Origin of the sequence: Nocardia sp. NPDC057663 (genome assembly GCF_042799895.1) — a bacterium.
In the GTDB taxonomy this organism is placed as follows: Bacteria; Actinomycetota; Actinomycetes; order Mycobacteriales; family Mycobacteriaceae; genus Nocardia.
Window position 1 is genome coordinate 30,680 of record NZ_JBHVHX010000021.1, and the last position, 25,157, is coordinate 55,836.

Annotated in this window: 26 protein-coding genes; 12 read left to right on the forward strand and 14 right to left on the reverse strand. The window is 69.3% G+C overall.

Annotated features, from left to right (window positions below):
* The first annotated feature begins 42 nt into the window (after nt 1-42).
* From ACFVAV_RS29770 to ACFVAV_RS29790, 5 genes are all read left to right on the forward strand, one after another.
* Nucleotides 43-957, forward strand: coding sequence for an ACP S-malonyltransferase (locus ACFVAV_RS29770; protein ID WP_379038896.1), 915 nt, complete (start codon nt 43-45; stop codon nt 955-957).
* Nucleotides 958-1,038: 81 nt separating this feature from the next.
* Nucleotides 1,039-1,338, forward strand: coding sequence for a meromycolate extension acyl carrier protein AcpM (gene acpM, locus ACFVAV_RS29775; protein WP_019046010.1), 300 nt, complete (start codon nt 1,039-1,041; stop codon nt 1,336-1,338).
* 10 nt (nt 1,339-1,348) lie between these two features.
* On the forward strand, nt 1,349-2,599 hold the full coding sequence (locus tag ACFVAV_RS29780) for a KasA/KasB family beta-ketoacyl-ACP synthase (RefSeq protein WP_379038897.1): 1,251 nt from the start codon (nt 1,349-1,351) through the stop codon (nt 2,597-2,599).
* A 123-nt stretch (nt 2,600-2,722) separates the two neighbouring features.
* Nucleotides 2,723-4,153 (forward strand): acyl-CoA carboxylase subunit beta, encoded by a 1,431-nt coding sequence (locus ACFVAV_RS29785; RefSeq protein WP_379038898.1) that lies wholly within the window; start codon nt 2,723-2,725, stop codon nt 4,151-4,153.
* 95 nt (nt 4,154-4,248) lie between these two features.
* A complete protein-coding gene (locus tag ACFVAV_RS29790) occupies nt 4,249-4,581 on the forward strand; it encodes a DUF6416 domain-containing protein (protein WP_379038899.1) in 333 nt (110 codons plus the stop codon).
* Nucleotides 4,582-4,785: 204 nt separating this feature from the next.
* Here ACFVAV_RS29790 and ACFVAV_RS29795 read toward each other — a convergent pair whose 3' ends face one another.
* From ACFVAV_RS29795 to ACFVAV_RS29810, 4 genes are all read right to left on the reverse strand, one after another.
* Nucleotides 4,786-5,847 carry an MCE family protein gene (locus ACFVAV_RS29795; protein WP_379038900.1) on the reverse strand — a complete coding sequence of 354 codons (1,062 nt, stop codon included), beginning with the start codon at nt 5,845-5,847 and terminating at the stop codon, nt 4,786-4,788.
* 239 nt (nt 5,848-6,086) lie between these two features.
* Nucleotides 6,087-6,803 carry an MBL fold metallo-hydrolase gene (locus ACFVAV_RS29800; protein ID WP_379038901.1) on the reverse strand — a complete coding sequence of 239 codons (717 nt, stop codon included), beginning with the start codon at nt 6,801-6,803 and terminating at the stop codon, nt 6,087-6,089.
* A gap of 7 nt (nt 6,804-6,810) precedes the next feature.
* Nucleotides 6,811-7,743: a fumarylacetoacetate hydrolase family protein gene (locus ACFVAV_RS29805; RefSeq protein ID WP_379038902.1), complete on the reverse strand. Its 933-nt coding sequence runs from the start codon at nt 7,741-7,743 to the stop codon at nt 6,811-6,813.
* A 4-nt stretch (nt 7,744-7,747) separates the two neighbouring features.
* Nucleotides 7,748-9,091 carry an alpha/beta hydrolase family protein gene (locus tag ACFVAV_RS29810; protein WP_379038903.1) on the reverse strand — a complete coding sequence of 448 codons (1,344 nt, stop codon included), beginning with the start codon at nt 9,089-9,091 and terminating at the stop codon, nt 7,748-7,750.
* Between the two features lie 101 nt (nt 9,092-9,192).
* On the opposite strand from ACFVAV_RS29810, the gene ACFVAV_RS29815 reads away from it, so the two are divergent.
* Entirely contained in the window at nt 9,193-9,789 is a 597-nt protein-coding gene (locus ACFVAV_RS29815; protein ID WP_379038904.1) for a TetR/AcrR family transcriptional regulator, read from the forward strand.
* A gap of 7 nt (nt 9,790-9,796) precedes the next feature.
* A complete protein-coding gene (locus tag ACFVAV_RS29820; RefSeq protein WP_379038905.1) occupies nt 9,797-10,261 on the forward strand; it encodes a winged helix-turn-helix transcriptional regulator in 465 nt (154 codons plus the stop codon).
* A 79-nt stretch (nt 10,262-10,340) separates the two neighbouring features.
* Here ACFVAV_RS29820 and ACFVAV_RS29825 read toward each other — a convergent pair whose 3' ends face one another.
* Together ACFVAV_RS29825 and ACFVAV_RS29830 are read right to left on the reverse strand one after the other, a co-directional pair.
* Nucleotides 10,341-11,036, reverse strand: coding sequence for a nitroreductase (locus ACFVAV_RS29825; RefSeq protein WP_379038906.1), 696 nt, complete (start codon nt 11,034-11,036; stop codon nt 10,341-10,343).
* Nucleotides 11,037-11,159: 123 nt separating this feature from the next.
* Nucleotides 11,160-13,013, reverse strand: a complete 1,854-nt coding sequence (locus ACFVAV_RS29830; protein WP_379038907.1) for a VWA domain-containing protein — start codon at nt 13,011-13,013, stop codon at nt 11,160-11,162.
* A 196-nt stretch (nt 13,014-13,209) separates the two neighbouring features.
* On the opposite strand from ACFVAV_RS29830, the gene ACFVAV_RS29835 reads away from it, so the two are divergent.
* Nucleotides 13,210-15,090 (forward strand): Eco57I restriction-modification methylase domain-containing protein, encoded by a 1,881-nt coding sequence (locus tag ACFVAV_RS29835; RefSeq protein ID WP_379038908.1) that lies wholly within the window; start codon nt 13,210-13,212, stop codon nt 15,088-15,090.
* Here the strand turns inward: ACFVAV_RS29835 and ACFVAV_RS29840 are convergent.
* The 4 genes from ACFVAV_RS29840 to ACFVAV_RS29855 form a co-directional block, all read right to left on the reverse strand.
* Nucleotides 15,084-15,707 (reverse strand): TetR/AcrR family transcriptional regulator, encoded by a 624-nt coding sequence (locus ACFVAV_RS29840; protein WP_379038909.1) that lies wholly within the window; start codon nt 15,705-15,707, stop codon nt 15,084-15,086. The genes ACFVAV_RS29835 and ACFVAV_RS29840 overlap by 7 nt on opposite strands.
* A gap of 7 nt (nt 15,708-15,714) precedes the next feature.
* Complete coding sequence (locus ACFVAV_RS29845; RefSeq protein WP_229740164.1) at nt 15,715-15,894, reverse strand: hypothetical protein; 180 nt, start codon at nt 15,892-15,894, stop codon at nt 15,715-15,717.
* A 125-nt stretch (nt 15,895-16,019) separates the two neighbouring features.
* A complete protein-coding gene (locus tag ACFVAV_RS29850; RefSeq protein ID WP_379038910.1) occupies nt 16,020-16,535 on the reverse strand; it encodes a gamma carbonic anhydrase family protein in 516 nt (171 codons plus the stop codon).
* A 7-nt stretch (nt 16,536-16,542) separates the two neighbouring features.
* The gene (locus ACFVAV_RS29855; RefSeq protein ID WP_379038911.1) at nt 16,543-17,499 is read right to left on the reverse strand and encodes a GlxA family transcriptional regulator; all 957 of its coding nucleotides are present in this window, start codon (nt 17,497-17,499) and stop codon (nt 16,543-16,545) included.
* Nucleotides 17,500-17,570: 71 nt separating this feature from the next.
* On the opposite strand from ACFVAV_RS29855, the gene ACFVAV_RS29860 reads away from it, so the two are divergent.
* Nucleotides 17,571-18,341, forward strand: a complete 771-nt coding sequence (locus ACFVAV_RS29860; RefSeq protein WP_379038912.1) for an MBL fold metallo-hydrolase — start codon at nt 17,571-17,573, stop codon at nt 18,339-18,341.
* A 274-nt stretch (nt 18,342-18,615) separates the two neighbouring features.
* Here ACFVAV_RS29860 and ACFVAV_RS29865 read toward each other — a convergent pair whose 3' ends face one another.
* Nucleotides 18,616-19,059, reverse strand: a complete 444-nt coding sequence (locus ACFVAV_RS29865; RefSeq protein ID WP_379038913.1) for a hypothetical protein — start codon at nt 19,057-19,059, stop codon at nt 18,616-18,618.
* A gap of 109 nt (nt 19,060-19,168) precedes the next feature.
* Between ACFVAV_RS29865 and ald the strand changes: the two genes are divergently transcribed.
* Nucleotides 19,169-20,281, forward strand: coding sequence for an alanine dehydrogenase (gene ald, locus ACFVAV_RS29870; RefSeq protein WP_379038914.1), 1,113 nt, complete (start codon nt 19,169-19,171; stop codon nt 20,279-20,281).
* Nucleotides 20,282-20,285: 4 nt separating this feature from the next.
* On the opposite strand, the gene sigJ is transcribed toward ald, so the two are convergent.
* A complete protein-coding gene (gene sigJ, locus ACFVAV_RS29875) occupies nt 20,286-21,224 on the reverse strand; it encodes an RNA polymerase sigma factor SigJ (protein ID WP_379038915.1) in 939 nt (312 codons plus the stop codon).
* A 117-nt stretch (nt 21,225-21,341) separates the two neighbouring features.
* Here sigJ and ACFVAV_RS29880 point away from each other — a divergent pair, with 117 nt between their 5' ends.
* Nucleotides 21,342-22,268: a cobalamin biosynthesis protein gene (locus ACFVAV_RS29880; protein ID WP_379038916.1), complete on the forward strand. Its 927-nt coding sequence runs from the start codon at nt 21,342-21,344 to the stop codon at nt 22,266-22,268.
* A 27-nt stretch (nt 22,269-22,295) separates the two neighbouring features.
* On the opposite strand, the gene ACFVAV_RS29885 is transcribed toward ACFVAV_RS29880, so the two are convergent.
* Together ACFVAV_RS29885 and ACFVAV_RS29890 are read right to left on the reverse strand one after the other, a co-directional pair.
* Nucleotides 22,296-23,168 carry an SURF1 family protein gene (locus tag ACFVAV_RS29885; RefSeq protein ID WP_379038917.1) on the reverse strand — a complete coding sequence of 291 codons (873 nt, stop codon included), beginning with the start codon at nt 23,166-23,168 and terminating at the stop codon, nt 22,296-22,298.
* Nucleotides 23,168-23,608, reverse strand: a complete 441-nt coding sequence (locus ACFVAV_RS29890) for a protein tyrosine phosphatase (RefSeq protein ID WP_379038976.1) — start codon at nt 23,606-23,608, stop codon at nt 23,168-23,170. Before ACFVAV_RS29890 ends, ACFVAV_RS29885 begins: the two co-directional genes overlap by 1 nt.
* A gap of 106 nt (nt 23,609-23,714) precedes the next feature.
* Between ACFVAV_RS29890 and ACFVAV_RS29895 the strand changes: the two genes are divergently transcribed.
* Nucleotides 23,715-25,082, forward strand: a complete 1,368-nt coding sequence (locus tag ACFVAV_RS29895) for an aminotransferase class I/II-fold pyridoxal phosphate-dependent enzyme (protein WP_379038918.1) — start codon at nt 23,715-23,717, stop codon at nt 25,080-25,082.
* Nucleotides 25,083-25,157 lie beyond the last annotated feature (75 nt).

A 25,157-nucleotide genomic window follows, 5' to 3' on the forward strand; every position in this document is an offset into this window, starting at 1 on the left:
CCGACATCTCGTGCGGCGGGGGTCACAGTGTTTTCTTAGGGAGTGATCGCGTTGTTCACCCCTGGACAGGGGTCCCAGACACCCGGCATGCTCGCGCCCTGGCTCGCACTTCCCGGTGCGACCGATCGCCTCGAGCTGTGGTCGAAGGCCGCCGGCCTCGACCTGGTCCGTCTCGGTACCACCGCGACGGCCGAGGAGATCGTCGACACCGCGGTGACCCAGCCGCTCGTCGTCGCCGCCGCCCTGCTCGCGTTCGCCGAAATCGCCCCCGATACGATTCCTGCGGATACGATCGTCGCCGGACACTCGGTCGGCGAATTCGCCGCAGCCGCGGTCGCCGGTGTCATCACCGCCGACGAGGCGGTCAGCCTGGCCGCCATCCGCGGCCGGGAGATGGCCAAGGCGTGTGCGCAGGAGCCGACCGGCATGTCCGCGGTGCTCGGTGGCGACGAAGCCATCGTGCTCGCACGGCTCGCCGAACTCGATCTCGTCCCGGCCAACCGCAACGCGGTCGGCCAGATCGTGGCAGCGGGTCGCCTGGAAGCTCTGGCGGAGCTCGCCGCGAACCCGCCGGAGAAGGCTCGGGTCCGCGCGTTGCCCGTCGCCGGTGCGTTCCACACCGCTTTCATGGCCCCGGCGCAGGCTGCTGTCGCCGATGCCATCGCTCAGATCTCGCCGAGCGACCCGATCCGGACCCTGCTGTCGAACTTCGACGGCAAGCCGGTCACCTCGGGCGCCGACGCGATCGACAAGCTCGCCGCTCAGGTCACCCGCCCCGTGCGCTGGGACCTGTGCACCGAGACCGTCCGCGAGGCAGCTGTCTCGGCCGTGGCCGAACTGCCGCCGGCGGGCACCCTCGTCGGAATTGCCAAGCGGGAACTGAAGGGCACGCCCAACCTGGCCCTGAAGACCCCGGAAGACCTCCCCGCATTGGTCGAATTGACCATCTCCGGCTAGCTTTCCCCCGGCGGCCGCGCACGACGAGGTGCCGGCCGTTCAAGACCCCCTACAAATGAGAACAAGAAGGGAGCCACCAAAGTGGCCGCTCTGACCCAGGAACAGATCGTCGAAGAACTCGGCAAGATCATCGAAGAGGTTACGGGTATCGAACCCTCCGAGGTGACCATCGAGAAGTCCTTCGTCGACGACCTGGACATCGATTCGCTGTCCATGGTCGAGATCGCTGTGCAGACCGAGGACAAGTACGGCGTCAAGATCCCCGACGAGGACCTTGCCAGCCTGAAGACCGTGGGTGACGCTGTCTCCTACATCCAGAAGCTCGAGGCGGAGAACTCCGACGCCGCCGCGGAGCTCAAGGCCAAGTTCGACGCCGAGTAGGGCTGAACCAGTGACCACTCCTTCCACCTTGAACGGGAATTTCCCCAACGTCGTCGTCACCAGCATGGCGGCGACCACGTCGATCGCGGGTGATGTCGATGCGACGTGGAAGGGACTCCTCAACGGTGAGAGCGGAATCGACGTTCTCGAGGATTCCTTCATCGAGGAATACGACCTGCCGGTGCGTATCGGCGGTCACCTGAAAGTCAGCCCCGACACCCTGCTGAGCCGGGTCGAGATCCGCCGTATGGCGTATGTCGAGCGCCTGGCGACCGTCCTCGGTCGCGAGGTGTGGAAGAACGCGGGCAGCCCGGAGGTCGACCACGACCGCCTGGGCGTCGCGATCGGCACCGGCCTCGGTGGCGGCGACGCGCTGATCGACTCGGTCGACAAGCTGAAGAACGGCGGCTACCGCAAGATCTCGCCGCTGGCTGTTCAGATGGTCATGCCGAACGGTCCGTCGGCCGTCGTCGGTCTCGAGCTGAAGGCCAGGGCGGGAGTGGTCACTCCGGTCTCGGCGTGCTCGTCGGGTTCGGAGGCCATCGCCAACGCGTGGCGGATGATCGTGATGGGTGACGCCGACATCGTCGTCACCGGTGGCGTCGAGGGCTTCATCGACTCGGTGCCGATCGCGGCGTTCTCCATGATGCGGGCGATGAGTACTCGCAACGACGATCCGAAGGGCGCCTCGCGTCCGTTCGACAAGGATCGTGACGGCTTCGTCTTCGGCGAAGCGGGCGCGCTCATGGTCATCGAGACCGAAGAGCACGCCAAGGCTCGCGGTGCCACCATCCACGCTCGACTGCTGGGTGCGGGCATCACGTCCGACGGCTTCCACCTGGTCGCTCCCGATCCCGAGGGCACCGGTGCGGCCAGGGCGATGACCCGCGCGATCCAGACCGCCGGTCTGACCAAGCAGGACATCACCCACATCAACGCCCACGCGACCGCGACCCCCATCGGCGACACCGCCGAGGCCAACGCGATCAACCTGGCAGTGGGCAACCACGCTTCGGTGTACGCGCCGAAGTCGGCACTGGGCCACTCGATCGGCGCTGTCGGTGCCCTCGAGTCCGTGCTCACCGTGCTCGCGATCAGGGACGGCGTCGTTCCGCCGACGCTGAACCTGGACAACCAGGATCCGGAGGTCGATCTCGATGTGGTGCACGGGCAGGCCCGGCACCAGGAAATCGAGTACGCGATCAACAACTCCTTCGGTTTCGGTGGGCACAACGTCGCGCTCGCCTTCGGTCGGGCATAGCCGCCGACTGCATTCACGATCGCCGGTGGGGTCGCGCCAACTGAATGGTCCGACCCCACCGGCGGTTCGCCATACGCAGCCGCCGTAGCGGCACTCTCTTCGAAGGCAGGAGACGACGACGCGATGACCATCATTGCTCCCGCGTTTAACGACACGACGACCGATCCGCGCGACCCGCTCGGCCGGCTTCAGCGATTCTTCGACCCCGGCACCGTGCTTCCGCTGCACCCGCGGGACAAGTCCGGCGTCCTGGCCGCGATCGGCGAGGTCGACGGTGTCCGCACCGTGGCCTACTGCTCGGATGCCACCGTCATGGGCGGCGCGATGGGCGTCGAGGGCTGCAAGCACATCGTCGACGCGATCGACACCGCCATCGACTCCGGCATCCCGGTCGTCGGCCTGTGGCACTCCGGCGGCGCTCGCCTGGCCGAGGGCGTCGAGGCGCTGCACGCGGTGGGCCTGGTCTTCGAGGCGATGGTCCGCGCGTCCGGTCTGGTTCCGCAGATCTCCGTGGTGCTCGGTTTCGCCGCCGGTGGCGCCGCCTACGGCCCCGCGCTGACCGACATCGTCATCATGGCTCCCGAGGGCCGTGTCTTCGTCACCGGTCCGGACGTCGTGCGTTCGGTGACCGGCGAGAATGTCGACATGGAGACCCTGGGCGGTCCCACCACACACTTCAAGAAGTCCGGCGTGTGCCACATCGCCGCCGACGACGAAGCCGATGCCATGCACCGCGCCCGTCGGCTGGTCTCGATGTTCGCCGAGCAGGGCGAGTTCGACCAGGCTGCGGCCGAGCACGGTGATATCGACCTGAAGGCGATGCTGCCCGCCTCGCCCAAGCGCGCCTACGACGTCAAGCCGATCATCCACGAGCTGCTCGACAACGTCGACGGCGAATCCTCCTTCGAGGAACTGCAGGGTGGCTACGCCCGCAGCATGGTCGTCGGCCTCGGTCGCCTCGGTGGCCGCACCGTCGGTGTGCTCGCCAACAACCCGCTGCGCCTCGGCGGCTGCCTGAACTCCGAAAGCGCCGAGAAGGCATCGCGTTTCGTGCGTCTGTGCGACGCGTTCGGCATCCCGCTGATCGTGGTCACCGACGTCCCCGGCTACCTGCCCGGCGTCGGCCAGGAACTCGAGGGCGTCGTCCGCCGCGGCGCGAAGCTGCTGCACGCGTTCGCCGAAGCCCGCGTCCCCCGCGTCACCCTGGTGACCCGCAAGATCTACGGCGGCGCCTACATCGCGATGAACGCCCGCTCCCTCGGCGCCACCGCCGTCTACGCCTGGCCCGGCTCCGAAGTCGCCGTCATGGGCGCCAAGGCCGCCGTCGGCATCCTGCACAAGAAGGCACTCGCGGCCGCCCCCGAAGCGGAACGCGAAGCCCTCCACGAGCGCCTGACCGCCGAACACGAGCAGATCGCCGGCGGCGTCGAGCGCGCCGTCGCGATCGGCGTCGTCGACGAGGTCATCGACCCGGCCAAGACCCGCAGCATCATCGCCGCGGCCCTGGCCTCGGCCCCTGCGCGCAAGAGCCACCACAAGAACATCCCGCTGTGATGTGACGACGGCGTACTAGCACGGACGAATTGGGCCCCGAGATCTTCGGGGCCCAATTCTTTTGTGGGACAACTATTTCGCAGATACTTGGCGACATGGACAGTCGTACCGAGTGGACAGCCGCCGACCAAGATCTGGCGCCAGTGCTGTGGGATGCGTTGACGGACAACGGGCGTGACGTGTTGACAGTGCTCATGCGCAGCCCCGGCCGACCTTTCTCCGGGGAGCAGTTGGCGGCAGCTCTGAACCGCAGCGGATCGCACTGGGCTGCAGGTGTATTCGCGGGTATCGAGTCCAAGTGCGCTGCCTTGGATCGTAACTATCTGTGGCACTTCGCCTACCCTGCACCCGGTTCCAGATGCGTCTACTGGGTTGAGGACGAGATCGCTGCCCTCTTCGCTGCCCTGCTTCATCCGGCAGGGCGTTAACTCACGTGGGGCGTGGTGCATCGGCGTAGCCCGACCTCCACGGGGGGCGGTAGCTCGGAGAAGTCCGCAGGAGGGGCGTCCATATCCGGATGAGGTGCCCGGTGAGCGGAATTTTCTGAGTTCGACTGTACGACCTGTGCGAACGGGCCGCGGCGGGTGACGCCGACGTGAGCGAGCGGGCTGCCGAAGGTGGCCTCGATGTCGTCATTTCGTCAGTCCGAGGAGTGCGGCGGTGAGCCCGTAGTCGGGGCCGAAGTCCTGCATGTTTCCGGAGCGGCAGCCATCGGACTTCAGCTGGATCCGCTCACAGAAGACGCTGACGACCTCGCCCGAGAGGGCGGTGCCGACCAGGCCGTGTATTCGGACGAACCGTTGATCGTGGTCCATCGCGCCGTCGATGTTCTGCATCAGCAGCGGGACGATGTCGACGATCTCGACCATCGCGCCCGAGTTGGCGCGCAGCTGGTTGGTGACATTGGTCAATCCGGTCAGCGAGGCGGCCAGCTCGTCTTGATGTCCGGCGAAGGTGGTGCTGGTGTTGGCCAGGAACGCGTTGAGCTGGTCCAGGGTGGCCTGCAGGCCGGGAGCCTGCTCGGCCAGCAGCCCCGTCATGGCGGTCACCCGGTTGCTGAAATCGCGCACCGACTGATCGTTGTCGGCCAGCATCGTCGTCAGCTCGTTGAGCTTGATGATGATGTTGGAGATGGCGTCCTTGTTGTCGACACCGACCTTGAGCGCGCTCGAGAGCGCGTCGAGGGTCTCGCGGATCTTCTGGCCGTTGCCGTTGAGTACCGGGTAGAGCACCCGGCCCGAGAGCGGGCCGAGGCCTTCCTGACCCGGTTCGGGCTTGAGCGCGGCGGAGAATTGGTCGATGGTCTTGATCATCGTGTCCAGCTCGACCGGGGTCCTGGTGCTGGCCTTGGTCAGGTGCTGGCCGGACTTCATGGCCTCGCCGCCGGTGTAGGGCGGGGAGATCTCGATGTGGCGGTCGGTGACGATCGAGGGCGAGATGATCGCGGCGATCGCGTCTTTCGGGATCTTGACGCCGCCGTCGATGGTCATGTGGACTTCGACGTAGGTGCCCTTGGGGATGATCTTGTCGACCTTGCCGACCGCGAGGCCGAGGACCATGATCTCGTTGCCCTCGTACATGCCCGCGATGTTCTCGAAGTCCGCGGTGATCTCGGTCGACGGGTTCAGCGCATCGCCGAACTCGTCCGGCAGCAGCGAACAGCTGCCCAGAGCCAGCACTGTGGCGCCTGCCATCATCGACCGCGCGGCTGTTCCGTGTCGTGCTCGCGGGGTCGGCCCGAGCCCGGCGGTAAGGCGTTGACGGGATCTGGACGGCTCCTCCGTGTGTGTAGCTGTGGTGTCGGATTCGGTGGTCTGTCGGTGTGTTCGCACCACGGCTCCTGTTGTTCCGGTCGCCGCGCACAATCGTTGTGGGCGAAGGGCGACCGCTGCTCGGTGGTAAAGATCGATCCGGCTCGGCGCCCCGGATCGGGTTATCGGAGGGTGTCGGTGAAGTCCGCGAGGACGAGCCGGGTGGATCGCCCGTGGCCGGGGACGAGGGTGTGCGCCGGCTGCCGGGTGAGCGCACGAGCGCTGTCGAGCGTGCGTGCGAGGTCGTGGTGGAACACCGGCGGCAGCAGTTGCGGTCCGGTCCGCCGGGACAGGGGGTGACCGGTCACCAGCGCGTCACCGGAGAACAGAACCCCTTCGGCGGGAAGGAGATACGCGGTGTGCCCGTCGGTGTGACCGGGCGTCGGCAGGGCGACGAGTCCACCGGGCAACGTCGAAGCCTGTGTCGCGGTCGGAACGCTGGTACCGACGCCGCCGTGGACCGCGCGCAGCGTCTGCGATACCCAGCGCGCTCCGCCGGGTGCGAACAGCGTGCGCACCAGCTGCCCCGGCGTGATCTGTTGCAGGTATTCACGTTTGGCGTGCCGCACTTCCTCGGCGCCGGTGTAGACGGGAACGCCGAGAAGCTCGACGAGCCGTGGGACGGCACCGATGTGGTCCAGATGCGCATGGGTCAGCAGGACGGCGGTGATGTCGGCGAGATCGTGGCCGATGTGGCGAACCGAGTCGAGAACGAGCGGGGTGTCGGCGGGGTAACCGGCGTCGATGACGGTCACGCCGGTGCCGTCGCTGATCAGCGCCCAGTTGACATTCGTTCCGGCGACGACATACACGGAGTCGGAAACCTGATCGATGTTCACGCCGCACTCACCCGCGGATCAGGTGCTCGATGACACCGATCTCGTCGATCTCCAGTCGCAGGACATCGCCGGGCGCGAGCCATCGGCCCAGTTCCATCCCGCTGCCACCGGGCAGCGTTCCGGTGGAGATCAGCTCACCGGGGAACAGCTGTTCGCTCCGGGAAGCATGGGCGATCGCCGCGCCGAGACTGTGCCGCATGCCGTGGGTGCCGGTCCGGGCTACCGTGTGCCCGTTGATCTGCACAGATGCGGTGAGCGAGTCGAGCCGGTCGGCCACCGCCGAGCCGGCGACCGCCGTCACCGACATCGAGGTGGCGAAGTGCTTGGACTTCTGCGGCCCGAATCCCGAACGCATTTCGGCCAGCTGGACGTCGCGCGCGGAGAAGTCGTTGACGACGACGACGGCGCCGATCGCGGCGAGGGCTTCCGCCGGGGTCGCGTCGCGCAGCGGCGCACCCAGCACGACACCCAGTTCCAGCTCGAAGTCGAGCGCCGCGCTGTAGCCGGGGCAGCTGACCGGAATTCCCGACGGGATCATCGTCGACGCGTTGGACATGTAGTAGAGGGGCTGCTGGTTCCAGAGCCGATGCGGCCGGTAGGGCGGGAAGGTGCGCCGGGTCAGAGTCTCGAACAGGAGTCCGAGGCGGTAGCCGGCGGGCACGAATCGCCGCGCCATACCGCGCGCGGCATCGACAGCGTGCTTCTCGTAGACCATGAAATCGCGGAACGACACCGGACAGACGGGCAGGACGCGGGCTCCGTCGGGAACGCCGAGCAGTTCGTACCGGGAGATCTCGTACTCCTCGGTGACGGCCGCCGGGACGACGAACGAAGGCAGGTCATCGATCGTCGTCCACCCGGCGCCGGTGTCGGTGTGCAGCGTGATCCGACGGGCCGCGAGGTCGAGAGTTCGGTGGATCCGGGGCACAGGCAGCGGCATGGGATCAGCACCCCACGCTCTGCCGGACGACCAAGTGCTCGCGCAGGAATCGCACCGACAGCGCGCTCCATTCCTCGCTGTGTCCCATGGCGCAGTGGTCGTCGTCGGCGTAGAGCACCAGCTGGGCCTTCGGCGCCCCGATGGCGATATCGATGGAGTCCTGGGTGCTCAGCAGGGTGTCGTCGGCGCCGTTGACGACCAGGAGTGGAATGTCGATGTGCCGGTACAGGTGGGCGATCGAGAGCTCCCGCAGCTTGCCCGCCATCTCGTGGATGCTCGCCGATCCCGTCGCGTTGCGCAGCGTCGACACCATGATCTCCGGAAGACCCAGTGCCGCAGCCGCGGTGAAGCTGCGGTGCGCGGGCGCGCCGTTGGCGACCGCGACCGAGATCTGCGGATCGACCGCGGCCATCCGGGTCGCCCAGTAGGCCCCGAAGCTGACGCCCAGCATCCCGATGCGATCGCTGTCCACCCGCGGATCCGCGGCGAGGTGCTCGACGACCGCCGAGTACACCCGCTCCACCTCGGGCGCCAAGGGCTGCCGGTAGGAGTAGGTGCCGGGCATCTCCATGACGAACAGGGCCATCCCGGCACGCCGATGGGTCAGCATCGGCAGCATCAGCTCCGCGAGGGTTCCCTCGATACCATTGCTGCACAACACGATCGGAATCTCGGCGGCACCCCGATCGAGCGGGAACATCAGGTATCCGCGGACCACGTCGCCACCCGGGACCGGAACACGCACCGGCTCGATGGACACGCCCATCGCCGGAGCCAGGCAGGTGAGGACGAGTTCGGCGAGCCGGTGTGACCGCTCGTAGGCCGCCAGCCGGCGCGGTGTCCAGCCCGGCCACGCGGCGACGAATTCGTAGACCATCGCCTTGATCAGGCCGTCCAGGGCGATGGCCGACTGCGCGGAATCGGGGTGTTCGGCGCAGAACTTCGCCACCGCGTCAGGGTCGGCGACCGGGCCCCGGTCGGCGAGCAGGGAGACCGCCGGCGACAGTCGCGCACCCAGCTCGTCCCGTATCTCGCTGTCGGTTGTCGCGAGCAGTGCGTCGGTATCCGGAACGCCGAGCTGTGCGAGCGCTTCGTTCGCGCGGGCCATCTGCCGCCCGGCGATGGTCTGCCAGTGCGCGGTCCACCGGGCGTCGTCGAAGGATCGGCAGTCGTCCAGCTGGGTGCGGAACTCCGCGTCGGCGATCCCACCCAGATGGGTGAACCGGTCGACGAACAACGCGGGCAGGAACGGGGCAGGGCCGATCCGGCGGGTCGCGTATTCGGTGGTGCTGGTCAGCGCGCAGATGCTGACCAGCACTTTCTTTGCCCATGCTGACAACGATGTCATCGGTGAACCTCTCCAGTTCAGAAAAAGCAGAACTTTCTGCTTCAGCGAGCTTAAGTCGCCCCGGTAATCAAAAGCAAGGAAATCTGCTTTAAGATCGAGAGGTGACGACGACAGAGGAAGACGCTCCGCAGCGGCGGCCAGGAGGCCGGTCTGCACGCGTTCGCGAGGCGGTTCACCAGGCGGTGCTGGACGCGATCATCGAGCACGGCGTCGATCGGGTCGGGATTCCCGACATCAGCCGCCGGGCCGGGGTCCGGGACAGCTCCATCTACCGGCGGTGGGGCAGTCGGGAGAATCTGCTCCTCGACGTGCTCCTCGAATACAGCCGGCGGGTTCTTCCCCTGCCCGACACCGGGACATTGCGGGGCGACCTCGCCGAGTTCGCCACCGAACTCGCGGCCTATCTCGAGACGCCGCTGGGCGGCGGTCTCTCCCGAGCGCTCGCCTACGTCACCGATACCGAGGAGATGGCCGAGGTGCGCACTGCGTTCTGGGACAGCCGATTCCTCGCGGTACAGCCGCTGTTCGATCGCGCCGTCGAACGCGGTGAGATTCCGCCGGACACCGACCCGCGGCTCGCCCTCGAACTGCTCATCGGGCCCCTGCATTTCCGCACCACACTCGCTCGCCGACCGGTCGCTGCCGACTTCGTCGACCAGCTGGTCTCGCATGTTGTGCGGGCGCTGCAGCGCGCATAATGGCAGGGTGCGCTACGAAGACCTCGCCGAGTTCCCGTGCTCGATCACGCGGCCGTTGGTGATCTTCGGGGACCGATGGACATTGCTGGTACTCAAGTACTGCTTCACCGGGATTCGGCGATTCAATGCCTTCCAGAGCGCGCTCGGGATTTCGCGCAGCCGGCTACAGGACCGCCTCGATCGGCTGATCGAGCACGAGATCCTGGTGAAGCAGCCCGCGAAAGACGGCGCCTACGAGGAATATCGTCTGACCGAAAAAGGCCACGCCATCTACCCGATCCTGATGGCCATCCGCGACTGGGGCGACACCTACATGGCCCCCGACGGCCCCCCGGTCGAATACCGGCACAAGGATTGCACCGGCGAGGCACACGTCCACCTCACCTGCGACGAGTGCGACGCCGAGGTCACCGCCCGCGACATCGTCCCCGAACCGGGCCCCGGCATCACCTCCGCCGCCCGCCCCGCCTGACGCCATCGCCGGGATGAACGATCACCACGCTCTGGTGCGAGCATCGGCCGCCACCGGAGCATGGTGATCGTGATCTGGGTCAGCTGGTGTGCCAGGTGATCTGGTCGGGGAGAGGGGATCGGGAGGTGCGGAAGGTGTTGATGGGGTGGTCGAGGTCGGGGTAGCCGAAGGAGACGCCGAAGACGACCTTGCGGTGGTCGGGGAGGTCGAAGTATTCGCGGAGGAAGGGGGAGTAGGAGGCGAGGGCGGCTTGGGGGGCGGCGCCGAGGCCGAGGGCTTGGGCGCCGAGGAGGAAGCTCTGCAGCCAGAGGCCGCAGTCGACGGCGCCGTAGGTGCCGAGGTCGGCTTCGGAGGTGACGATGGCGACGTGCGGCGCGTCGAAGAATTCGAAGTTGCGGACCATCTGGCGCATCGTGTTCTCGTGGTCGCCCTTGACGATGCCGACGCTGTCGTAGAGCTGGAAGCCGCACTCACGTCTGCGGTCGCGGTAGACGCCTGCGTACTGGGCGGGGAACTCGAAATCCGGTGCGGTGCCGTTGGTCTGGATGTGGGTGAGCAGTTCCTTGCGGAATCGTTCGGTGCCTTCGCCCGTGGTGACGACGACCTGCCACGGCTGAGTGTTGCACCACGACGGTGTGCGCGCGCCGAGGCTGAGCAGTTGGTCGATCGTCGCCCGGTCGACCTCGTCGGGAAGGAACTGCCTGCAGGTCCAGCGTGTGTCGGCGAGGCGCTGCAGGGCGGCGAAATCGCTGCTGTCGTGATCGGTCGGCGCCATCGCGCGGCTCCCTCGGTCGGTGCGGAGAACTAGTCTCATTTTGAGACCACGTTAGCAGTCGGGCCGGAAACGCGGAACCCGCCCGCACCACGAAATCGGGTGCGGGCGGGCTCCGGACGTGAATCAGGCGCGACGCCGGGTGACCACCCAGATCGCGATACCGATACCGATCAGAGCGACCACGCCGACACCGAGGGCGGCGACGGCGACCCAGGGTGTCGACGAAGCCGAACCACTCACCGCGACAGACTTTTCGGTGCTGGGCTGCGACTGCTCACCGAGCACGTCGGGACTACCGGTCAGGTACGTCGGCCCCGCCTCGGTATCACCCGCGACGGTGAGGTCGAGTTCGACCGGGGTCGGCGGCATGGCCGTCGTGCCCGACGGCATCCCGATTTTGACCGCGATGTAGTACCACCCGGCCACCGACTGCTGCTGCACGGGGATGTCGTCGGCGTCTCGGTTCGCGTAGCGGATCGGGACGGTCGCGCCTTCGAGATCCGTGGCCTGCCGCCCGGTGTAGGCGTTCGTGTCTTCGTGGATCTGGCCGCCGAGCGGCGAGTACACGGTCGTGGTGACGTTCGTGGCGGTGGTGTACCCCGCGCCGCCGGTTTCGGTGAACCGTACGCGATAGGCCAGCCCCTGGCCCCAGTTCAGGCGCACCTTGTAGAAGACGTACTCACCGGACTGGATCGTGTCGGTGTACTTGCCGCTCCCGTCGAGAGCGGTGGCGACGGTGAACGATCCGCCGCCGCTGACCGGCTCGGCCGGGCCCGCCGGTGCGGCGAACGTCGTCTTCTTGGTGACCGAGCTCGGGCCGGGATCGGTGACGCCCGGTTCGATGCCGATGAGCAGCTCCACCGGTAGCCGCGCGGGCAGGCCGGCGGGGGCCTCGTCCCAATTGAGTTCGTAGTAGTAGCGGCCGCCGCCCTTGCAGGAGTCGGAGCTGCCGCCGCTGGGCTCCTCGGTGGCCCGCTCCAGGGTGTTGCTGATCGTGAAGGCGACGCCGTCGCCGGTGCGGGATTCGAGCTCACGTTCCCGGATGTTGCAGTACGCGCCGTCGTGGCCGTAGACGCGCAGTTCCAGCACGCTCAGACCGTTGGTGGCGGCGCCCAGGGCTGCCCGCGGGAAGGCGACGATGCCGGTGAAGTACGCCGTCGCGCCGGCGGGCACGTCGACGGCGTAGAACCGCTTCTCGTGCTGGCCGATGGTGTCGAGGTACTGACCGGGCTTCGCGACGGGGGCGGTGCCGTAGGTGGCGGTGCCGGTGATCGGGGTGCCGGTGGCCTGGTAGTTGCGCAGAGCAGCCGAACTCACCCGCGGCAGAATACGTTCCAGCGCGGCGCCGTCGGCGGCGTCGCTGTAGCTGCCGCCGGTGGCCTGCGCCATGCAGGTGAGCTGGGCGCGGGCTTTGTCGTCGACGGCGAAACCGATGGAATGGACGACGAGGTCGATACCCTTCTGCTTCAGCTCCTTGGCGACCTCGCACGGATCGGGCGGCGCGCAGGTGTCGTCACCGTCGGAGACGAGCACGATCGAGCGCGGACCCGAGGACGGCAATGCCTCGGCGGCCTGGCGCAGCGCGGTGCCCATCGGGGTCCACCCGCGAGCCTGGATGCTGTCGACGGCGCTGGTGAGCGCGGGCTTGTCGATGGTGTTCGGCGGCTGCAGGATCTGGACGTCGCGGCAGCCCGCCGCCTTGTCGGCCTCGTCGTTGCCGGTGCCGGTGCCGTAGGTGGTGAGCCCGACCTTGGCTTCGGCCGGCGCCGAGTCGACGAAAGTGCGCACGGCCTTCTTCGCCGAATCCATCATGGTGGCGCCCTGGTCGGGGCGCTGCATGGACCCGGACGCGTCCAGGATGAGCATGGTCGGCGCGTACTGCGCCGGGTCGGCGTGCGCTGCCGCGGGTAGTACTGCGGGCAGCAGGGTGAGCGCTGCGGCGGTCAGTGCCGCGGTCAGCGTCCTGAATCTCGACATCGTCCTCGACTTCGTCAACCGGGATGAAACCGAACAGACGTTACAGATCGGGCGGTGCCGGTACTACCCCCAAAATCGGTGGCACAAGCCACCGTTTACCGGACGAAATCGTGTTTCGGCAGGTTGCCAGGCGGATGTCCCGGCGCTGTCTCGCGCCTGCCGCAGGATGACGACGTCGCGGGGCACAATCGAACGCATGGCTTCGCAGGCCCGCGATGCGCAGGAGCGCAAACGGCACGGCAGGCACTACACCCCGCCGGAGCTCGCGCGGTTCCTGGCGCGACGGGCGCTGCTGCACGCGCCACGCGCCGGTGAGCTCCGCGTGCTCGACCCCGCCTGCGGCGACGGCGAGCTGCTCCTCGCGGTGCACCGGGAGGTCGCACCGGATGTCACGGTACGGCTGACCGGCTACGACCTGGACCGGCGGGCCGTCGGCGAAACGGCCGCGCGCGCCGCCGCCGAAGGCATCGAGATCGAGTGCCGGGCGGACGATTTCCTCGCCGCGTCGGCACGCATCGCCGACGGTTCGTTCGACCTCGTCATCAGCAATCCGCCGTATGTGCGGACCCAGCAGCTCGGCGGTTCGACGGCACAGCTGCTGAGCAAGCAGTTCGGCCTGCGCGGGCGCATCGACCTCACCCATCCGTTCGTGGCGATCGCGCCCCGGCTGCTCGCCGCCGACGGTGTCCTCGGATTGCTCTGCGCCAACCGGTTTCTCACCACCAGAGCGGGGGCGAACCTGCGCCGGATCCTGACCAGCGAGCTGCATCCGGCCGAGCTCTACGATCTCGGCGACACCAAGCTCTTCGCGGCGGCGGTGCTGCCCGCCGTCACCGTCGCGACGCGGGCGCCCAGGGAGCACGACTGCCGGTACGTCTCGGTCTACGAGGAACTCGGCGCCGAACCCGACTGCGCCACCGACTTGTTCGATGCACTGGCCGGTGATGTGGCCTGCCTGGTCGGCACGGGTGGACGGGTGTTCGCCGTCGAGGTGGGTGTGCTGTCCACCGGGTCGATAGGTGGGCAATCGTCGCAGAGATCGGCGGCGGGTGCGCCGCACCCAGACAATGCTTCGACTGGGCTCGGCGGACCGTCTCCGGGGCGACGGAGCGTTCGGCCGGGGGTGGACCTCTCGGGGCCGAGGTGGGAGTCCTCGGCCCGAGAGAGGGGGGTGCGGCCGGAGCCCGACCGGCCGCCGGTAGTCGAAGCGCGGAGCCGGCCCGGCGAGGTCGACCGGTCGAGCCTCGTTCCGTCAGGTGACACCGCTTGGCGCATGTCCCGGCCCGCCGTCGACCGCTGGCTCGGCCGCATCACCGAGCGCACCTGGCGCACCTTCGGCGACACCGCCCGCATCCGCGTCGGCATCAAGACCACCGCGGACCGGGTGTTCATCTCCGACCGCTGGGACCAGATGGACCCGACTCCGGAACCGGAACTGTTGCGGCAGTTGATCACCCACCACGATCTGCAACCGTGGCGGATCGGGCGGGACCGCGGCACCAGGGTCCTCTACCCCTACGACCTCATGCAGCCACGCCGCACTCCCATCGACCTCGCCGAATTCCCCGGCGCCGCAGAGTATCTGCGCTCGCACCAGCAGGTGCTGTCCGGCCGCCGGTACGTGCTCGACGGCGGCCGGAAGTGGTTCGAGATCTGGGTTCCGCAGCGCCCGCACCTGTGGGGCGCGCCGAAACTGGTGTTCCCCGACATCAGCGAGCGACCCCGGTTCGCGCTCGACCGGTCCGGCGCGGTGGTCAACGGCGACTGCTACTGGATCTCGCTCACCGACCTCGGGACCGGCGAGCAGGCCACCGATCTCGCGTATCTGCTGATGGGCGTGGCGAATTCGGCGCTGGGACTGCGGTTCTACGACGCGGTGTGCGGCAACCGGCTGTATTCGGGACGGCGCCGCTGGATCACCCAGTACGTGGCCCGGCTGCCGCTGCCCGATCCGGCCTGTCCCGCCGCGGCGGCGATCGTCGGGCGGGTGCGTGGCGTGCTGGAAGATGGTGTCCCCGTGGCGGCCGCGGGCATCGACGAGGCCGTCGCCGCCGCGTTCGGGGTGCCCGCTCAGTGAGCGACGTGGATGCCGACCATGGGCAGCAGGGTGCGGCGGGCGAACTCGCGGCCCGCCGCCGGGTCGTCGAGGGGGATGAGACCGTCCGGGGTGAGCGCCAGCGACAGCGCGAGCCGCGCCATGATCTCGGCCACCAGGTCGGGCTCGAAGTCGGGGACCGTCTCGCCCACCTGCAGTTCGCGGAGCTTGTCGGCGAGGTAGCCGCGCCCGACCGTGAGGATCGGGCCCGCTTCGGTGGTGAGCCTGGGCAGGATGATCTCCGGTTCGGTAGCGAGCAGCCTGCGCAGCAGCTCGTTGCCCGCGATGGTCGTCACGAACGCGACGAAGATCTCGACGAGTTGTTCGCCGGGCTCGGTGACCGCGCGTACCCGCTCGTCGATCACGGCGACATAGCGCTGGGCCTCCCGCACGCCCACCGCTTCGACCAGGTCGTTCTTGGATTCGAAGCGCCGGTACAGGGTGGCTGGGCTGATGCCGGCCCGCCGGGCGATCTCGCCCATGCTCGTGCGTTTGATCCCGAAGTCGAGAAACGCCGACAGCGCGCTGTCGAGCAGCTTCTCCCCATCGGTGACGGGCTTTTCCAGTATCCGCGCGAGGATGGACGAGACGGTAGGCATCGTCCCATTATCCTCGTGGCGACAGATCCAGCGCGACCATCTCCTGCTCGATCGCGTTTGCCGCGAAGTGGACCCCGCGAGAACGTAATTCGTGAACCCGGCACTGGAGTGCCTCGATTCCGCCGGGCTGGGCGGCGATGTCGGCCACGCTGAGCCGTCCCCCTGCTCGGTGCACACCGGAATGCATGTATGCCACCGTGATACCTCCTACCTCGCGCATCCGGTGCCGGCCGTCACACTCCGTGGCCGGACGCAATACGCAGGGCAAATGCTATCAGGTATGCCAACTGGTCACTTGCTCAGTGTGACGACTCACAACACCTCGGCCGCGCGATGCGCCGCCAGATTGTGCACATAGACCGCCGCGTTGAGCTTGATCCCGTCCTGCTGCGCCTCGGTCAGCTCGCGGCGCACCTTGCCGGGGACACCGGCGACCAGCGAGCCGGGCGGAATCTGCGCACCCTCGGGGATCAGGGCATTGGCCGCGATCAGGGTGCCCGCGCCGATCACCGCGCCGTTGAGGACGGTCGCGCCCATGCCGACCAGCACGTCGTCGCCGATGGTGCAGCCGTGCAGGATCGCGTTGTGTCCCACCGAGACTCCACTGCCGACGGTGAGCGGGAAGCCAGGGTCGGCGTGCAGGACGCAGCCGTCCTGAATATTGGTGCGCGCGCCAAGAGTGATCTGCTCGAGGTCGCCCCGCAGCACAGCCGAGTACCAGATGCCGACCTCGGCGGCCAGGCTCACCCGCCCGATGACGGTCGCGTTCGGCGCGATCCAGGCAGTGTCGTCGATTTCCGGCGCGAACCCGGCCACCTTGATGATCATGCGGAGATTATCGCGCTGCCCCGCGGAACTGGGCGCGGTGGGCCGCCGGACTGGTGCCGAGCATGCGATGGAAGTGGTGGCGCAGGCTCACCGCGCTGCCGAAACCGGTGTCGCGCGCGATCCGGTCGACGGTCTCGTCGGTCGACTCCAGCAGCAGCCGGGCATGGTCGGTGCGCTGCTGCAACAGCCACTGCTGCGGACTGGTGCCGGTGCGTTCGCGGAACCGCCGGGTGAAGGTGCGCCGCGACATGAGCGCCTCGCGCGACCAGATGTCGAGATCGATCCCCGTGTCGAGGTGGGTGCGCGCCCACACCATCGCCTGCTCGATCGGGTCGGTGGTGCTGTCGTCGGGGACCGCGACCGGGATGAACTGGGCCTGCGAACCGTTGCGGTGCGGCGCGGTGACCAGCGCGCGGGCCAGATCGGTGGCCGCGCGGGCGCCGAGGTCACCGCGGACGATGTGCAGGCAGCAATCCAGCGCGGCGGCGACGCCCGCGGAGGTGATCACATCGCCGAGGTCGGTCCACAGGGTGTCGGCGCGCACGTGGACCCGCGGATAGGCGCGGGCCATGGCCTCCGCGGCGGCCCAGTGCGTGGTGAGTTCGCGGCCGTCGGCCAGGCCCGTCGCCGCGATCGCCCAGGCCCCGAGGCACAGGCCGACCAGCCGGGCGCCGTTCGCGTGCGCGGTGTGCACCGCGTCGTTGAGCGCGGGGGAGACGTCGAGGCCGCGCAGCCAGCCGGGGAAGACCACCAGCTCGGCCGTGGCCACGGTATCGAGGCCGTGGTGCACGGTGATGTCGAAACCCGCTGCGGTGGACAGGGTTCCGGGTTGCTCGGCGCATACTCGCACGTCGTAGGGCGACTCGCCGTCGACGCCGGTGCCGGACCGGCCGAGCACCAGCGTCGGTACCGACAGATGGAACGGACTGATCCCGTCGAACGCGATGACCGCCACCGAGCGCATGGCCCGATCTTAGCGATGGTCGGCCTGCAGGCCGCTGTCGTGGGGTGGCGTGGTCGGCGAAAGTTGTCGGCATGACCGAGACGATCACCCGCCCAATGCTTCTCGACGCCTTGCACATCGGTGGTCCGACCCTGCGCTTCCGGTACGCGGGCCTGACCTGGCTCACCGACCCGACCTTCGATGAACCGGGCGACTACCCGGGCCCGATCACGCTGCACAAGCTCAGCGGCCCCGCCGTGCCGGTCGAGGCGATCGGCGCGATCGATGTCGTGCTGCTCTCGCATGATCAGCACGCCGACAACCTCGACACCGCGGGGCGTGCGCTGCTGGCTCAGGTCGAGACCGTGCTCTCGACGCCCGATGCCGCGGGCCGGATCGACGGCGTGCGCGGGCTGGTCCCGTGGGAGACAGTCACTCTCGGCGATGTCGAGGTCACCGCGGTGCCCGCGCTGCACGGCCCCGAGGGCTGCGAGCCGCTCAGCGGCGTGGTCACCGGTTTCGTACTGCGTGCCGAGGGGGAGCCGACCGTCTACGTCTCCGGCGACAACGCGTCCGTCGAGTTGGTCGAGCAGATCGTCGAGCGGATCGGGCGGATCGACGTCGCGGTGCTCAATATCGGCGCCGCCAATATCGGCCGGTTCGGCGACAGTGACGTGACGCTGAACGCGCGCACCGCCGTTCAAGCCGCCGCCGTTCTCGGTGACGCGGTCATCGTCGCGGTGCACGCGGAGGGCTGGGGCCACTTCAGCGAGTCGCTGGACTATCTCGAGCGCACCTTCGCCTACGCCGATCGCGCTGGGCAGCTTCGCATTCCGGTGCGGGGTGAGGTGTTCGCGGTCTGAGGGCTGCTGGCTGCGCTTCCGACGCTGCGGTCGGTCGGAACTGTTAACGGCGGCAGCAGACAAAATGATTAGTTTTCGAAACGACTGGTTTCAGAACTTGGGGATTCGATCGCCCGCGTCCGGTCCACCGGGCGCGGGTTTCCACGACTGCAGGAGATGAGTTGCTGAAGAAGCGAATGAGTGGCCGCTCACGCGCGCTGGTGCGGGTGCTCCTGGCGCTGGTCGCGTTGGTGCTGGCGTTGACCGCGTGTTCGTCGAACGGGTCCGGTTCGGGTCAGCCGGGGTCGAGCTCGGTGTCCCAGACCTCGGTCACCACGACGCAGCCTGCGACGAGTTCGGTGACGCCGTCTGCGAATCCGGGCGGCGCACCCGGTGCCGCGGCGCCGGGTGGCCAGTCCGCGCCGGAGTCGTCGTGGTACCACTCGCCCACACAGGCGCCGGAGTCGTCGTGGTACCACTCGCCGACGCAGGAGCCGCCGCCGGGATACAACTGTGTGCCCGGCCCGGATTGTGGCACGGACAGTTGTGGACACAACGAATGCGGATTACCGCCGGGCCACACCTGCATGCCGGGTCCGGATTGTGGCACCGACAACTGTGGCCCCGGCCAGTGCGGCGAAACACCGCCGACGACCACCGTCGCGCCGCCGGCCACGACGCAGCCGGTGACGACCACACCGGCGTCCACCTCCGCCGCGCCGCCTGCGACGACCACCACCGGCGCTGCTCCGGCGGCGGCATCGGTGACGCCGTCACCGTGAACCCGGCTCCGACACGCGATGTTCCAACCGGCTGACTCCCGTCGGCGGGCGTCCTAAGCTGGCGCAATGACGGGAACAGGCGAAACGGTCGGTGTGCCGGCGGAGGTCAAACCGCAGGAGTTCCGAGTGGCCCTCACCCCGGCGGGCGCCACCGAACTGGTCGCACATGGGCACGAGGTGCTCGTGCAGGCCGGTGCCGGAACCGGCTCGGGATTCGGTGACGAGGACTACCTCGCCGCGGGCGCCGGGATCGTGCCGGACGCCGACGCGGTCTGGGCCGAGGCCGGGCTGATCCTGAAGGTGAAAGAGCCCGTCGCGCAGGAGTATTCGCGGATGCGGCGCGACCAGGTGCTGTTCACCTATCTGCATCTGGCCGCGTCGAAGGAATGCACCGACGCGATCCTGGATTCCGGGATCACCGCCATCGCCTACGAAACAGTGCGGGCGGCGGGCGGTTCACTGCCGCTGCTCGCGCCGATGAGCGAGGTCGCGGGCAAGCTCGGCACCCAGGTGGGCGCCTATCACCTGATGGCGCCGATGCGCGGCGAAGGCGTGCTGCTCGGCGGGGTGCCCGGCGTGCGCCCGGCCGACGTGGTGGTGCTCGGCGGCGGCGTCGCGGGGACCAACGCGGCGAGTGTCGCGGTCGGGATGGGCGCCAAGGTGAGCGTCCTCGACACCAACCTGGCGCGGTTGCGCGAGCTCGACGCCCGCTTCGCCGGCCGGGTCGGCACCCTCGCCTCGCACGCGCTGGAGATCGAAAAGGCCGTCCTCGCCGCGGATCTGGTGATCGGGTCGGTGCTGGTGCCGGGCGCCAAGGCACCGAAACTGGTCTCCGACGAGCTCGTCGCGGGGATGCGTCCCGGCTCGGTGCTCGTCGACATCGCCGTCGACCAGGGCGGCTGCTTCGCCTCCACCCGGCCGACGACGCACGCCGATCCCACCTTCCCCGTGGCGAATTCGCTGTTCTACTGCGTCGCGAACATGCCGGGCGCGGTGCCGCACACCTCCACCGTGGCGCTCACCAACGCCACCCTGTCGTTCGCGATCGCGATCGCAGACAAGGGCTGGCGTGGCGCGTGCGCCGCCGATCCCGGACTGGCCGCCGGGCTCACGGCCGTCGACGGAAAACTGCTGTCGTCCGAAGTGGCCGCGGCACACGGATATTCGCTCGGCGTCTGAGCTCCTACTCGCCCGCGCCCAGGTACCAGTCCGGCGCGCCCTCGGTCGGCAGGTCGTGCAGCTTGTCGGGGTTGCGGACGATATTGATCGCGACGATGCGGCCCGCGTCGATGACGAACGAGAAGACGCCGGTATTGGCGCCGTCGAACACCACCAGGCCGGGCACGCCGTTGACCAGGACCGCCCGGCCCCAGGCCTCGGCGGCCGACGGCGCGTGGTACCAGCCGAGCAGCGCCTTGGCGATGAGCTCCGCGCCGCGCAGCGGCTGGCGGACGGCGGGCACCTTGCCGCCACCGTCGGCGGTGAGCACCACGTTCTCGTCGAGGACGCCGAGCAGCGAGCTCAGATCGCCCGACCGCCAGGCCAGCGCGAACGCCGAGACGACCTTCTCCTGCTCGGCGGGCGAGGCAGGGAAGCGCGGGGTGCCGGACTCCACGTGCTTGCGGGCGCGGGAGGCGAGCTGACGGACGGCGGCCGGGGTGCGGCCGACGACCTCGGCGACCTCGGGACCGGTCATGCCGAACACGTCCTGCAACACGAACGCCGTGCGCTCGGCCGGGGACAGCGATTCCAGCACGACCAGCAGCGCGGTGGTGACCCGTTCGTCCTGGGAGATCCGGTCGGCCGGGTCGTCCCAGGTGGTGACCTCCGGCTCCGGTAGCCATTCGCCGACATACTGTTCGCGGCGGGCGCGTGCCGAACCGAGCTGATCGAGGGCCAGCCGGCCGGTGACGGTGGTCAGCCAGGCGCGCAGATTGTCGATCTCGCCCGCCTTGCCCGCCTCGTAGTGGCGCTGCAGGCGCAGCCACGCGTCCTGCACCACGTCCTCGGCGTCGGTGAGGCTGCCGAGCGTGCTGTAGGCGAGCCGCCGCAGGTAGGGGCGGTGTTCCTCGAAGCGGCGGGCCAGTTCGGCCTGGTCGAGCTGCTGGTGTGCATCGGTCATCGTGGTTCGCCGTTCGGTCGTCTGGCCCGGTCCGGGCGAGTGTATGAGGGTGGTCGCAGAGATGACGAAACAGCGGGGACGGGTGTGACATTCCCGCTGTCGGCTACCCTCGGCTGGGTGCAGAAGGGGACATCGACCGCGGTCGGGCTGATGCTGGGATTCGCGCTCGATCGGGTGTTCGCCGATCCGCGCCGCTGGCATCCCGTGGCCGGATTCGGCTCCGCGGCAGCGGCTTTGGAACAGGTGACCTATGCCGACGACCGGCGTGCCGGTGTCGTGCACGAGGTGGTCGCGGTGGGCTCGGTGATCGGGATCGGAGTGCTGGCCGCGCGCGGCGGCGTGCTCGCCACCGCGCTGGCCACCTGGACGGCGCTGGGCGGGCGCAGCCTGGCGCGCGCCGGGCACGCGATGGCCGAGCGGCTCGACGCAGGCGACATCGACGGCGCCCGGGACCTGCTGCCCTCGCTGTGCGGGCGTGATCCGTCGGTGCTGGACGCGGACGGGCTGGCCAGGGCGGCACTGGAATCGGTCGCCGAGAACACCGCCGATGCGACCGTCGCGCCGCTGCTGTGGGGTGCTGTCGCCGGGGTGCCGGGGCTGCTCGGGTACCGGGCTGTCAACACGCTCGACGCGATGGTCGGCTACCGCAACGAGCGATACCTGCGGTTCGGGTGGGCTGCCGCGCGGACCGACGATCTGGCGAATGTGGTTCCAGCCCGGGTTACGGGTGTGCTCACGGCGGCGCTGGCGCCGCTCGTCGGTGGAACGCCCGCCGCCGCGTGGCGGGCTTGGCGGCGTGACGCGGCCAAGCACCCGAGCCCGAACGCCGGTGTCGTGGAAGCCTCCATGGCCGGTGCCCTCGGTGTCCGTCTCGGTGGCCGGACCCAGTACCGGCACGGTGCCGAACTCCGGCCGACGCTGGGCGACGGACCCGCACCGACCACTGCCGATCTGCGCCGGGCGGTTCGCATGTCCGAGGCGGTGCAGGTGGGAGCGCTGGTGGTGTCGGTGCTGGCCGCCGGCGTGCGCGCGGTGCGGGACTGAACCGCCTGAGCGGTGGCTGTGTCGGCCTCAGCGGTTGCGGCCGTAGCGGTCGGCCAGGCGGGCTTCGGTGGTCGGCGGGGCCGGGGTGGCCTGCTCGTCGGCCAGGGTGGTCTCGGTGGTCGAGGTGCCTTCCGTGCTGGCGCGGTCGCGGCGGCGGGCGCGGAGTTCGGCGACGACGAAATAGCCGAGGCCGAGTGGGGCCATGATGCCGAAGGCCAGCCATTGGAGGCCGTAGGAGAGGTACGGGCCCGCGTCGAGCTGGGGGAGCGGGCTGGGGGTGAAGGCACCGGGTTGGCCCTCGGCCAGTTGGAGGTAGCCGCCCTTGTCGGTGCCGGTCGGGATGTCGGTGAGCGGGGTGCCCAGGACGGTGGATTCCTGGGCGGTGTCGACCGTGTACACCTGGCGGTAGCCGTCCTGAGTGCTCGGCGGCTTGTCCGCCACCACGCCTTCGGAGGCGCGCACGCGGGCTTCGAGGCGCTGGGGGCCGGTCGGCGGGACGGTGATCGCCGGGGGACGGGTGCCGTCGACGGCGGCGACCAGGCCGCGGTCGACGAGCAGGGTGCGGCCGTCGTCCAGGCGGAAGGCGTCGAGGACGGCGTAGCCGGGGGCGCCGTCGAGATGACGCAGCCGGACGAGGACCGTCGATTCCGGGACGTACGCGCCGCTCGCGGTGACCTTGCGCCATTCGGTGTGCGCGGTCGGGTCGCCGTCGAGAACGCTGACCACGTCCACCGGGTCGGCCTGCACGGAGTCGGCGATCAGCTGGTTGCGGTGCTCGGTGCTGGTGTTCTTGCCCAGCTGCCACGGCGCGAGGACGGTGAAGCACAGGTAGGCGAACGCCGCGACGATCACGGCGAGGATGAGCCAGCTGGGGCGCAGCAGGAACGTGAGTTTGCGCATCAGCGTCGGGCGTCGGCGGGGGTGCGGGCGTCGAGTTCGGCGCGAACCCAGTCGAGCAGGCCGGGGACGGCGGCTTCGATCTGATCGCGGACCAGGTCGAAGCCGGACTGATCGCCGTAGTACGGGTCGGGCACGTCGCGGCCGTCGGCGGCGGGGTCGAAGCTGCGCAGCAGCCTGCGCTGTTCGGTGGGCACGCCGCGGTGGGCCAGCTCCCGGTCGTGCCCGGTGTCCAGGGCGACGATCAGGTCGGCGTCACGATGCTCGGGACCGAAGGTGGCCGCGACGTGGTCGGTGGGGTAGCCGGCGCGGCGCAGCGTCGTCTCGGTACGCGGATCGGCCGGATCGCCGACATGCCACGATCCGGTACCCGCGCTGGTCACCCGTACCCGGTTCGCGAGACCGGCACGGTACAGATGCGCCTCGAACATCTTCGCCGCCATCGGCGACCGGCAGATGTTTCCCGTGCAGATGAATGACACGTGCAGCTGTCCCACGGAGCCATTCTCGCCCGAGCCGCCGAATTGCCGCCACGTAGGGTGTTCAACTGTGTTCCAGGACTCCGTCGACCCCGCGATGCTTCGCCACCACGGCGACGTGGAAGCGCGCCCTGGGATGCTCGATTTCGCGGTGAACGTGCGCGGCTCAGCCCCACCGGCCTGGCTGCGCGATCGCCTCTCCGCCCGCCTGGACGACCTCGGCCGCTACCCGAGCTCCGAGGACGAAGCCGCCGCCCGAGCCGCCGTCGCCGCCCGTCACGGCCGCGCTCCCGACGAGGTGCTGCTGCTGGCAGGCGCCGCCGAAGGGTTCGCCATGCTGCCGCGCCTGGCCCCGCGCCTGGCCGCGGTCATCCACCCGTCCTTCACCGAGCCCGAACTGGCATTGCGGGAAGCGGGTGTCCCGGTGACGCGGGTGATCCTGGAGCAGCCGTACACGCTCGACCCCGCGCTGGTCCCCGAAGACGCCGATCTCGTCGTCCTGGGCAACCCCACCAACCCCACCTCGATCCTGCACCCTGCCGCCACCATCCAGGCGCTGCGGCGGCCCGGTCGCCTCGTCGTTGTCGACGAAGCCTTCGCCGACGCGGTCGTGCCGGACCCTGCCGAGCCCACGTCGCATGCCGGGCCAGCGCCGCATGCCGGGCCAGCGCCGCATGCCGGGCCAGCGCCGCATGCCGGGCCACAGCCGCATGCCGGGCCACAGCCGCATGCTGGGCCACAGCCGCATGCCGGGCGACAGCCGCATGCCGGGCCGGCGGCGCACGCTGAGCCAGCGCTGCACATCGCGCTCGCGTCGCACGCTGAGTCTGCGTCGCACGCCGGGCCGGCGGCACATGTCGAGCCCGCGCTGCACGCCGCGCTCGCGTCGCGCGCCGGGCCCGCGGCACATGAGCCCGCGGCGGACACCGACCGCGGACTGCACGCCGAACCGGAGTCGCTGGCCGCGTTGTCCGCACCCGACGTGATCGTGCTCCGCAGCCTCACCAAGACGTGGGCGCTGGCCGGTTTGCGCTGCGGCTATGCGCTCGGCGCTCCCGAGGTGCTGGCCCGGCTGACCCACGGGCGCCCGCACTGGCCACTGGGCACGCTCCAGCTCGAGGCGATCATCGCCACCGCCGCACCGTCGGCCGTCGCCGAGTCCCAGCGGGACGCCTTCCAGATCGCCTCCGAGCGCGCGGCCATGATCGGCCGCCTCACCGCCCTCGGCATCGACGTCCACACCCCGGCGGCGGGACCGTTCCTGCTCCTGCGTGTCCCCGACGGCGCCCTGGTGCGCAAGCGCCTCGCAGACCGCGGCATAGCTGTCCGTCGCGCCGACACGTTCCCCGGTCTCGGCCCCGACTACCTGCGCGTGGCCGTGCGCGGTCCTGCCGAAGTCGACCGGTTGATCGAAGGTCTGCGGGCCGTGCTGTGGTGAACGCACCTGCCGAACCCATCAATTCCACGCCGGTTTCGACCGCCCATCATCGGCCTCGGTGGCCAGTGGTATCGC